The organism is Cellulomonas rhizosphaerae (assembly GCF_003470205.1).
GTDB lineage: Bacteria > Actinomycetota > Actinomycetes > Actinomycetales > Cellulomonadaceae > Cellulomonas > Cellulomonas rhizosphaerae.
This window is the reverse complement of record NZ_QWKP01000045.1, coordinates 1-3,228: the sequence shown is the minus strand read 5'-3', so window position 1 is coordinate 3,228 and position 3,228 is coordinate 1. Positions and strand designations below refer to the sequence as shown.

General features: G+C 75.1%; 4 protein-coding genes. 1 reads left to right on the top strand and 3 read right to left on the bottom strand.

Annotation, left to right across the window (positions count from 1 at the left end; all coding sequences use genetic code 11):
- Positions 1 to 214: 214 nt before the first annotated feature.
- Complete coding sequence (rarD, locus tag D1825_RS00620) at positions 215 to 1,159, top strand: EamA family transporter RarD (protein WP_118765605.1); 945 nt, start codon at positions 215 to 217, stop codon at positions 1,157 to 1,159.
- On the opposite strand, the gene D1825_RS00615 is transcribed toward rarD, so the two are convergent.
- From D1825_RS00615 to D1825_RS18060, 3 genes are all read right to left on the bottom strand, one after another.
- A complete protein-coding gene (locus D1825_RS00615; protein WP_118765604.1) occupies positions 1,126 to 1,683 on the bottom strand; it encodes a hypothetical protein in 558 nt (185 codons plus the stop codon). The genes rarD and D1825_RS00615 overlap by 34 nt on opposite strands.
- A complete protein-coding gene (locus D1825_RS00610) occupies positions 1,680 to 2,426 on the bottom strand; it encodes a PP2C family protein-serine/threonine phosphatase (protein ID WP_118765606.1) in 747 nt (248 codons plus the stop codon). The genes D1825_RS00615 and D1825_RS00610 overlap by 4 nt, the downstream gene beginning before the upstream one ends.
- A 108-nt stretch (positions 2,427 to 2,534) precedes the next feature.
- On the bottom strand, positions 2,535 to 3,228 hold a 694-nt coding region (locus D1825_RS18060; RefSeq protein WP_118765603.1), incomplete at its 5' end, for an FHA domain-containing protein.

The following is a 3,228-nucleotide window of genomic DNA, read 5'->3' as shown; positions in this document are numbered from 1 at the left end:
CTGTCCCGGCCGTCGCCTCGTCGCGACGACCGTTGCTGCGACGCGTGCTCACGCACGCGCTGGGACCGGCGGACCGGGCCCGGGAGGAGGTGTGCCGCGCGACGACCGGGGCCGACGACGCGAGACTGCAAGCCCACGGCAAGAACCGTAGAAACTTGCTGCAAACGGACAATAGGGCGGGGCTCGGCCCTCGTCAACCGCCTAGAGTCGGCGCGTGCCCTCGACCCCCACCCGATCCGGCCTGCTGGCCGGGATCGGCGCGTACGCCCTGTGGGGCGTGCTGCCCCTCTACTTCCCGTTGCTGCAGCCCGCCGGGGCCGTCGAGATCGTCGCCCACCGCGTGGTCTGGTCGCTGCTGTTCTGCCTGCTCCTGCTGCGGGTCACCCGCACCTGGCAGCCGTTCGTCGAGACCCTGCGCAACCGCCGCACGCTGGGGCTGCTCGCGCTCGCGGCGGTGCTGCTCGCGGTGAACTGGATCGTCTTCGTCGTCGGCATCCTGTCCGACCGGGTCGTCGACGCCGCGCTCGGGTACTTCATCAACCCGCTCGTGACGGTCGGCCTGGCCGTGCTCGTGCTGCGCGAGCGGGTCCGGCCCGTGCAGTGGGTCGCGCTCGGCTTCGGCGCCGCGGCGGTCGTCGTCATCACCGTCGGCTACGGCCGGCTGCCGTGGATCGCGCTCACGCTCGCGTTCAGCTTCGGGTTCTACGGCCTGATCAAGAACCGCGTCGGACGATCGGTCGGCGCGGTCCCGGGCCTCGCCACCGAGACGCTCGTGCTGGCCCCGCTCGCGCTCGGCTACCTCGTCGTGCTGCAGGCGCAGGGCACGGGGTCGTTCGCCGCGCACGGCGGCTGGCACGCGGTCGCGCTCGCCTCCGCGGGCGTCGTCACCGCGGTCCCGCTGCTCCTGTTCGGCACGGCCGCGCGGCGGCTGCCGCTCAGCGTCGTCGGGATGCTGCAGTACATCGCGCCCGTGCTGCAGTTCCTCATCGGCGTCGTCGTGCTGCACGAGGAGATGGAGCCCGCGCGGTGGTGGGGGTTCGCGCTCGTGTGGGTCGCGCTCGTCATCCTGTCCGTGGACGGGCTGCGGCGCTCGCGCGCCGAGGCGCTGGTGCGCCGCTCGGCCGGTCAGCAGCCGAGGTCGGAGTCCGCGTCGGCGTAGGTGGCCACCGTGTACCCGCGCCCCGGCGTGACCGTGAGGTCGAGGTAGGCGCTCGTGCCCCGCAGCGGCTTGGTCAGGCACAGCTCGGTCTCCTCGCCGCGGCCGGCGACCACCGTCCACCCGTGACCCGCGGCCTGCGCCGTGTAGCGCTGGACGACCGCGGTGCGCGTTCCCTCGAAGGAGAAGTCCCGGGCGGAGTCGGCCCAGCTCTCGTCCTCGTCACAGGGCCCGCTGGCCACCCCGCCGTCCGCCACCGCGCCGTCCGGTGCCGTCGCCTCAGCGAGCATCGGGTCGGCGGCGAGCGGTTCGACGAGCGACCGGTCCTCGCCCGTGCAGCCCCGCTCACCGAGCCAGACGAGGCCGACGACCCCGACGCCCGCCACGAGCGCCAGGAAGCACACGACGGTCACGACCGGCGCCCACACTCCGTCCGTCGATCCCGCGCGAGCCACGCGATCCGCGGTCGGGAACCTGCGGCGGTCGACCTCGCCCGGCGACGCCGGCGGCCAGGGGTCCAGGCTCATCGCGCCCGCGCCGTCCGCACGGTCGCGTCGACCACCAGCACCGTCACGTTGTCCGACCCGCCCGCGGCCAGCGCGGCGTCGACGAGGCGCTCGGCGGCGGCCTGGGGGTCGGGCTCCGCCTTGAGCTCGGCCTCGATGCGCGCGTCCGGGACCTCGTCGGTCAGCCCGTCCGAGCACACGAGCATCCGGTCCCCCGGGCTCACCGGGAGCCAGAACACGTCGGGCTCGACCGTCTCCGAGCCGCCACCCAGGGCCCGCGTCACGACGTTGCGGCGCGGGTAGCTCGCGGCGTCCTGGGCGGGCACCACGCCGTTCGCGACGAGCTCGGCGACCTCCGAGTGGTCCTGCGTGACCTGTTCCAGCACGCCACCGGCCATCCGGTAGGTCCGGGAGTCACCGACGTTGAGCACGAGCCAGCACGGTGTGCCGTCGTGCTCGCTCAGCACGACGCCCGAGGCGGTCGTGCCCGGGCGGCGCAGCGCGTCGGACGCGGGCAGCGCGCGGACCCGCGAGTGCGCGGCACGCAGCACGGCGCGGGCGCGCGCGAGGTCCGGCACACCCTTGGACAGCACCCGCAGGGTGTCGACGGCGGTGCGGCTCGCGACCTCGCCGGACTCGTGACCGCCCATGCCGTCGGCCACGACGTAGACGCCGTCCGCCGCGTGCAGGGCGTCCTCGTTGCTGGCCCGCTGGGCGCGGTCGGTGGCGACGCCGACCTCGACGCGCACCGACAGGGCGCTCACCACAGGCTCACCACGGGCTCTCGGGACGGTTCGTCGGTCATCGTCGTCCTCGCAGGGCACTCGCAGGGCACTCGCGGGCAGCAGCCGGTCGGTCGCCCGCCAGCATAGTCAGCGGCGCTCGACCCTCGCGCTGCGCTGACCGAACCGGATGGTCCACCCTGCACCGACGAACGCCCGCGCGCCTGCCGGGAGGGTCGCGGCCACGCCGTCGGGGTCGACGAGCACGGTGCCGTTCACCGAGGCGCGGTCGATCACCCACAGCTCGTCGCGCGCCGGCGTGAGCCCGAACGTCAGGTGCACCTTGGAGACGGACCGCGCGGGGTCGTCGATGACGATGACGTGGACGATCCCCATCTCGCCCTCGGGGCTGCGCCCGACGATGCCGTCACCCGTGACGTCGATGCGCTGGCCCGTGTCGAACACGAGGCGCAGGAGGTCCTCGCGCTCGGTCGGGATCTGGTCGCGCAGGCGGGTGTACTCGAGCTCGCCGAGGTCCTGCGCGCGCGGCACCGGCGGGACCGCGGTGCCCGCCTGGCCGGGGTAGCCGGTGATGAGGGGGGCGGGCTGGGCGGGCTGGGTCGGCTCGGGCTCGGGCTCCTGACGGGCCGCGTCCTGCGCTGCGCGCGTGGCGTCGAGCACGGGCGAGTCGTCGGTCGCGGCCTCCGCCGCGGCGAGGCGCTCGAGGTACGCCGAGGCGACCGGTCCGCCGCGCGGGCGCACGGGAGCGGGCTCGGGCGTGGGTTCGGGCTCCGGCTCGGCGGCGCGCTCGGCCGCGGCCGCGACGAACTGCGCGGCGGTCAGC

Bases quoted from the DNA above. Each gene is read 5' to 3' on its own strand.
- D1825_RS00615 (WP_118765604.1), bottom strand. From the start codon at position 1,683: ATGAGCCTGGACCCCTGGCCGCCGGCGTCGCCGGGCGAGGTCGACCGC.